This is a genomic window from Dehalococcoidia bacterium, from assembly GCA_003597995.1.
Lineage (GTDB): Bacteria > Chloroflexota > Dehalococcoidia > Dehalococcoidales > UBA1222 > SURF-27.
The window spans coordinates 59,309-66,219 of sequence record QZJY01000016.1 but is presented as its reverse complement, the minus strand read 5'-3'; the positions used below and the strand labels follow the sequence as shown (position 1 = coordinate 66,219).

General features: G+C 57.5%; 8 protein-coding genes. 3 read left to right on the top strand and 5 right to left on the bottom strand.

The window, feature by feature from the left end:
• From C4542_02675 to C4542_02665, 3 genes are all read left to right on the top strand, one after another.
• A partial coding sequence (locus C4542_02675; GenBank protein ID RJO62747.1) for a homocitrate synthase occupies window positions 1-498 on the top strand: 498 nt, incomplete at its 5' end.
• Between the two features lie 20 nt (window positions 499-518).
• Window positions 519-1,037, top strand: coding sequence for a tRNA (N6-threonylcarbamoyladenosine(37)-N6)-methyltransferase TrmO (gene tsaA / locus C4542_02670; GenBank protein ID RJO62746.1), 519 nt, complete (start codon window positions 519-521; stop codon window positions 1,035-1,037).
• A gap of 186 nt (window positions 1,038-1,223) precedes the next feature.
• Window positions 1,224-1,889: an endonuclease III domain-containing protein gene (locus tag C4542_02665; GenBank protein ID RJO62745.1), complete on the top strand. Its 666-nt coding sequence runs from the start codon at window positions 1,224-1,226 to the stop codon at window positions 1,887-1,889.
• Here C4542_02665 and C4542_02660 read toward each other — a convergent pair.
• The 5 genes from C4542_02660 to C4542_02640 all read right to left on the bottom strand — a co-directional run bounded on the left by C4542_02660 (window position 1,886) and on the right by C4542_02640 (window position 6,894).
• Window positions 1,886-2,569, bottom strand: a complete 684-nt coding sequence (locus tag C4542_02660; protein ID RJO62744.1) for a hypothetical protein — start codon at window positions 2,567-2,569, stop codon at window positions 1,886-1,888. The two genes, C4542_02665 and C4542_02660, sit on opposite strands and share 4 nt — an antisense overlap.
• Window positions 2,570-2,578: 9 nt before the next feature.
• Window positions 2,579-3,439, bottom strand: coding sequence for a PHP domain-containing protein (locus tag C4542_02655; protein ID RJO62743.1), 861 nt, complete (start codon window positions 3,437-3,439; stop codon window positions 2,579-2,581).
• Window positions 3,436-4,212, bottom strand: coding sequence for a TIGR00282 family metallophosphoesterase (locus tag C4542_02650; GenBank protein RJO62742.1), 777 nt, complete (start codon window positions 4,210-4,212; stop codon window positions 3,436-3,438). The genes C4542_02655 and C4542_02650 overlap by 4 nt, the downstream gene beginning before the upstream one ends.
• Window positions 4,213-4,532: 320 nt before the next feature.
• Window positions 4,533-6,074 carry a ribonuclease Y gene (gene rny / locus C4542_02645; protein RJO62741.1) on the bottom strand — a complete coding sequence of 514 codons (1,542 nt, stop codon included), beginning with the start codon at window positions 6,072-6,074 and terminating at the stop codon, window positions 4,533-4,535.
• 7 nt (window positions 6,075-6,081) lie between these two features.
• Window positions 6,082-6,894 carry a regulatory protein RecX gene (locus C4542_02640; GenBank protein RJO62740.1) on the bottom strand — a complete coding sequence of 271 codons (813 nt, stop codon included), beginning with the start codon at window positions 6,892-6,894 and terminating at the stop codon, window positions 6,082-6,084.
• Between the last annotated feature and the right edge of the window lie 17 nt (window positions 6,895-6,911).

Genomic DNA, 6,911 nt, shown 5'->3' with positions numbered 1-6,911 from the left:
AAGTCCAAGGGATTCAACGAAAAATATCAGCTTGCCGGGAATATCAAGCTCGACAAAGCCTGGAAGCTGGCCCAGTTTGCCAGTTATGCCTTTGGAGTGGAGATACCCCTCAACCAGCCCGGCGTGGGCAAAAACTGCTTTGCCCATGCCTCCGGCATCCACGCCGACGGCGTGCTCAAGGACCCGCAGAACTACGAGCTTTACGGCTTCGAGGAGCTGGGGCGCGGTGAGCCCGTTCTGGTGGAGACCGGGCGCGAGATATGCGCCGGCCAGTACAGCGGCATCTCCGGCTTCCGCTTTATGGTGGACAAGATGTCTAAAAAAGCCCCGGAAAATATCTCTTTGCCGGACAGCAAGGAAAAAGCTAACGAGATATTAGAGCTGGTGCGCTACGCCAACGTGGAAGCCCACAAGCCGCTGGTGGAGGATGAGCTAAAATTCATCTGCCAGTACCCTGATATAGCCAGGAAACTGCTCACCATGACTCCGCTGGAGTAACCCAAAACGCGTGCAGTCTCATGACCCCTCGTTCGGTTGAACGAGGGGTTTTGTTTGTGGACTTTCTCCGTTTTGTATTATCATTGTTGCCGATGAACCACAACAGAATGCCACTCCAGCCCATCGGTTTCGTGAGCAGCCCGGTCAAGCAAACACCCAGGCCGGAGCACGACTGGACAGGCGTCGTCTCCGAAATTATCATCGAGCCTGAGTTCAGCGCCGGGCTCGAAGGGATCGAAAGATATTCACATGTTATCGTCATATACTGGGCGCACCGGGCAACCGATAAATCGAAGATGGCTCTGCGTGTGCGTTATCGGGGCGACCCCTCCCTGCCCGAAGTCGGCGTTTTCGCATCGCGCTCGCTCTTCCGCCCCAATCCCCTGGGGATGAAAGTCGCCCGCCTGCTGGAGAGGAAAGACAATATACTGCGCCTGGAGGGGTTGGATGCGCTCGACGGAACGCCGGTGCTCGACATCAAACCCTTCATCCCGAGCAACGACGCGCCCAAAGACGCGCGAGTGCCGGAGTGGAAGTAAGAGAATATCATCTGTCCATCGGCGGGAGAGATAACATATCTTCTCCCCTTGGAAAGGGGAGATAAGAGAGGGATTCAGAAAGCCATTAGAGAGTTTCTTGCTATAAGACTCTCCCTAAATCCCTCCCTTCCAGGGAGGGAAAGTACTACATCCTCTCCCCTCGGAAAGGATAAACGAAACAATCCAATGGATAATCGCAAGAATCAAACCATCGCCGACATTTACCGCAAGCTCCTCGCCTGCTTCGGTCCGCAGCACTGGTGGCCGGGAGAGACGCCCTTCGAGGTCATGGTGGGCGCTATCCTGACACAATCCGCCTCTTGGCATAACGTGGAGAAAGCTATCGACAGCCTCAAACAGGCAGGAGCACTTTCACCTAAAGCCCTGCGCCAGGTTCCGCTATCCGACCTTGCCGGATATGTCCACTCCTCGGGCTACTATAATGCCAAGGCCAAAAAGCTCAAGGCGCTGGTGGAATGGCTGGGAAACTACGAGGATAGTTTGGAAAAAGCCTTCTCAGGAAATCTCGATGATAAGCGCAATGAGTTGCTCGGCATCCACGGCATTGGCCCGGAGACAGCCGATTCCATCCTGCTGTACGCGGCGGGCAAACCGGCCTTCGTCATCGATGCTTATACCAGGAGAATCGCGGAGCGAATCGGCATCGCGCCGCAAAGAGACACCTATGATGCATACCAGAGGCTTTTTATGTCAAATCTGGAACAGGACACGCGGCTTTTTAACGAATACCACGCGTTGTTCGTAAAGCTGGGTAAAGACGTTTGCCGCAAGAAGCCCTTATGCTCCGTTTGCTGCCTGAAGGAGATGTGCAGCTACGGGAGGGAACACTAAGCAGTTTTTTCTGGTTTGCGGTCAATCCACGCCTTGCGGTCGCGGATGTCTCGGTCGAACAGCAGGCGGTTGAGCAGCAGTTCCCCTGTGGGTACGTCGCGGCTGAGTTCAACTCTCGCACCTATGAGCCGCTTGGTAAATCCCAGCAACGTAACGAACGCCAAGCCGATAGTAACGGGCAGCCTATCCTCTATACCCAGCCAGCTCGCGGCAAACCAGCTCCAGAACGGGAGAGAAAGGAGTGCCACGAAAACCCCCAACGCCATCTGCCGGACTAATCCCGGAAGGTAGGCTATCGCCAGGATAATGCCCCCCATCAGCGGCGACGCCATGAAGATGACGCCAAGACTGGTTATCATGCCCTTGCCGCCCCTGAAACCGATAAACAACGGCCAGTCGTGGCCGACTATAGCCATAAAACCCACAGCCATTTGCTGCCCCACGGACAATCCAATAAGACCTGCGAGCCAGAAAGCGAGCATGCTCTTGCCCATGTCGAACAATGCCACGGGTACCGCCAACCATTTGGAGGTGGTGCGAGCTACGTTTGAAGAGCCCGTTACGCCCGTCCCCAATTTGCGGATATCAACGCCTTTGAACCATTTGACGCCCAGATAGGCCGCGGGTATCGAGCCCAGCAGGTAAGCCCCTACCAGCATCAAGACGAATTTAATCCACATATAAAACCTCTAGTAGAATTTTGCCGGCAGCTTCAGCCCGCGCTCGCGCGCCAGCCGGATGAGATTTTCACCGCAGGTCCTCGGCACGCCGGCGTCGCCCAGCATGACTTCGGTGGCCTCGTCGATACCGTGAAAATCGCTGCCGCCGGTGGCTAACAACTTATAGCGATAGGCCAGACTGACCATGTCGCGGCGCTGCTCATCGGTGTAATCCTTGTAATAGGCCTCCAGACCCACCAGTCCCCTGCCCGCCAGCCGTGAGACGACTGCTTCTGCATTATTGATAGTCGAGGGGTGCGCCAGCACCGGCAGGCCGCCGCTTTTTATTATCAGTTCCACGGCCTCGTCCGGCGTAAGCTTGGCGCGCTCTACATAGGCCGGCCCGCCCTGCCCGATGTACTTTGTAAAAACCTCCTGGAAGGAGGAGACGTAACCCTTCTCCATGAGCGCCTGGGCGATGTGCGGACGCCCGATGCTGCCGTCTCCGGCTATCTCCTGCACTCGCGCCAGATTGATGTCCAGCCCCAGCCCGCGCAGTTTTTCCACGATAGCCCTGGCGCGGTCCTGGCGCGAGTCCCCCAGCGCCGCCAGTTGTATGAGCAATTCTGAGTTGCCGATGTCGATAAAATAGCCCAGCACATGCACCTCGCTGCCGGGAGCATAGCTGCTTATCTCCGCACCAGGGATAATTCTCAAATCCGGAAATGCTTTAGCCGCTTCCAGAGCGGGAGCGATGCCCGATACTGTGTCGTGGTCGGTGATGGCCAGCAGGCCGAGGCCACTTTGTGCCGCAAGTTTTACCAGCTCCGCCGGGGAGTATTTGCCGTCCGAGGCGTTGGTATGAACGTGCAGGTCCGTCTTGCTCGTCATACGTCGATAGCCCGCTGCAGGCGTTCGATGGAGTCGGCGTGTCCGCTGGATTCATCCACATCGACGAGTATGGCGTTAAAAACGACGTGGTGTTCATTGGCAACGGTCAAGCGTTGCGGTATCTGGGTCAGAAAACGCTGCAAAACGACCTGATTGTCGTCACCGATGATGGAATTGAGGGGGCCGGTCATGCCAATGTCGGTGACGAAGGCCGTGCCGCCGGGCAGCACCTGGGCGTCGATGGTGCCGACATGGGTGTGCGTGCCCAGCACCGCACTGACGCGCCCGTCAAGGTAGCGACCGAGCGCCATTTTCTCCGAGGTGGCTTCGGCGTGAAAGTCCACGATGATGGTTTTAATCTCATGCGGCAGCTCTGAGAGCAACTTATCCATTCCGCGAAAGGGGTCATCGTAGTTGCCTACGAAGAAGGTGCGCCCGATAAGATTGACCACGGCCACGCTGTCCAGTGTGAGGTATCCTTTTCCCGGCACACCTGGCGGATAGTTGTAAGGGCGCAGTATGGGCATGCCGCCGTCGAGGAAGGGGTAAATTTCTTTCTGCGCCCAGATGTGATTGCCCGATGTGATAACATCCACGCCCGCCAGCAAAAGCTCGTCGGCGGTGGATGGCGTCAGGCCTATTCCTCCGGCCAGATTCTCGCCGTTGGCCACGACGAGCTTCACGCCGAGCTCGCGCTTGAGGCCGGGCAGGATGGCCTTGACGGCGTCCCGTCCGGGCTTGCCGATGATGTCGCCGATGGCCAGTATCTTCATATCATCTCAACTTCTACGGAATAGTATATTATGCCACGCGGTGAGTAGGAGGGCAATGGCGCTTAATCCGTCTTTGCGAGGAGAGAGCCGTGAGCGACCGACGTGGCAATCTCCGAAATCAGTCTACCGATGATATTCGAAATAATCTTGAAATCAAATCAGTGTTCTGGCTGCACAAGCAAGGTAAACCAAAGGCAACGGGCACTCTAAGTTAAACATTTGATTCTGGATTGTCGGGTCGAGCCCGACAATGACCGTATAAAAAAGAGCCGCCACTCCTTGCGGAATGGCGGCTCGATGTATCTCAAAACTGAGACTTTTTACTTGGCGAAATCGGTGGCGCGAATCTCACGGATGACGGTCACCTTAATCTGCCCTGGATAGGTGAGGCTCTCTTCGATCTTCTTGACGATGTCGCGCGCCAGCCTCATGGCCGACAGGTCGTCAACCTCTTCGGGTTTGACCAGTATGCGCACCTCGCGCCCGGCCTGGATGGCATAGGATTTCTCCACGCCCTTGAACCCATCGGCAATCTCCTCCAGGCTCTTGAGCCGCTTGAGGTAGTTGTCCAGGCTCTCGCGGCGGGCGCCGGGCCTGGCGCTGGATATAGCGTCTGCCGCCGACACGATGAAACCCCAGATGCTGACGTCGGTGACGTCCATGTGGTGTTCGGCCACGCCGCACACCACGTCCTTGCTCTTGTCCCACTGTTTCACCAGGTCGGCGCCGATAGCGGCGTGGGTACCCTCGACATCGCGGTCGACGGCCTTGCCAATGTCGTGCAGCAGTCCGGCTTTCTTGGCGACGGTGACGTTAGCGCCCAGCTCAGCGGCTATCATGCCGCAGGTGCCGGCGACTTCGATGCTGTGCCCCAGCACATTCTGGCCGTAGCTGGTGCGGTATTTGAGCCGCCCCAGCAGCTTGATAAGCTCGGGATGCAGCCCGTGCACTCCCACCTGGTAGGCGGCCTGCTCGCCGGCGGCGACCATCGAGGCCTCCACCTCTTCGCGCGCTTTGGTGACCACCTCTTCGATGCGGCTGGGATGGATGCGCCCGTCCAGGATAAGCTTGTTGAGCGCTTGTCTGGCTATCTCGCGGCGCACCGGGTCGAAGCTCGAAAGCGTCACCGCTCCAGGCGTATCGTCGATGATAAGGTCGACGCCGGTGGCCTGCTCGAGGGCCCGTATATTGCGCCCTTCGCGCCCGATAAGCCTGCCCTTCATCTCATCATTGGGCAAGGGCACGGTGCTCGAGGTAGTCTCAGCCACCACTTCAGAAGCGTTGCGCTGGATAACAGATGACAGGATATTCCGCGCCCTCTCGTCGGCCTCCTCTTTAAGCTGCTGCTCCCACTCGCGCAGGCGTCTGGCCGATTCGGCGCCCATCTCGTTTTCCATCTGGTCCAGCAGTATCTGCCTGGCATCCTCGCTGGAAAGACGGGAGACGGCTTCCAGTTCCTTGAGCTGTTTTTCCTTGATTTCGTTCAGCCCCTCACGGACGGTTTCCAGTTCCTTTTCTTTCGAGTCGAACTGCCGGTTGCGTGATTCCACTTCTTCCAGCTTGTGGTCCAGGTGGGCTTCCTTCTGCACTATGCGGTTTTCCTGCCGTTGCAACTCGGCGCGGCGCTCGCGCGCCTCATTCTCGGAGGCGGCGCGGCTCTTGTCTATCTCCACGCGCGCCTCGGCGATGACGCTCTTGGCTTCGTTGCGCGCTTCCGCCAGGATGCGGGCGCCGCGTTTCTGTCCGGCGCGTATCTGGCGGTTGGCATAGAAACCGCGCGAAAGAAGCGCCGCGATGCCTCCGCAGACCACGCCGATGACAAACCCTGCGAAAATACCGATGAATGCCGTAGTTAGTGTCATTTATTTATCAAACCCCCTTCCCTTCTATCCTCCCCGGGGGATGTTCAGGGAGGACAGATGACTTCTCTTCCTTTTCAATTATTTCAAAAAGAGTTTTACTCTTTATGAGCATTTTTTCCTGCCACAGCCTTTTAACGCTGCGGTCGATAACATCATATGCGAACCCGCGCCGCCTGAGGTATTCGCCCAGCCTGCGGCGGAATTCTTCATACTCCGGCACGTCCATTCTGGAGGCTTTTTTAGACCCGGCCTGGTAAGCCGCGGCTTCATCATCGAGCCCCCCCGCTATATCTTCAGCCAGGCCGGCGGATACGCCTTTTTGCCTTAGTTCGAGCTGCACCATGCGCTGGCTGCGCGGGCTGAAACTGGCGCGGTTTTCAGCCCAGTAACAGGCGAAGGCCGCATCGTCCAGCAAGCCGTGCTCTTTTAGATGTTGAAGGGAGGCGGTCACGGTGGCCGCATCGTATCCCTTCTGCGTGAGCTTCTGCTTGAGCTCGTGTTCGCTGCGCGGGCGGAATGACAGCAGGCGGTTGGCGGCCGCAAGTGCCCTCTTCAGCCCGTTTTCGTGTTCCAGTCTGTCTATCTTCGGCTGGCTCAGCTCCTGGTCTATGCGCAGCCTGGCTTCCAGCGCCACTGCGGCTTCCACGCTGAAGGCGTATTTGCCGTCGAGGTAAACACTTACCTTCTTCGTTCTGCCCTTCGACGCCACCAATCGCGTAATTACAGCCACCCGGATCCCTCTCAAAAACAAAATAAGCTGAGGCGCTCGCCCCAGCTTGATCACCACAGCTGTTATAGTCCCGGTTCCTCCATCCGCCAGAGGCGGACGGGTAACAG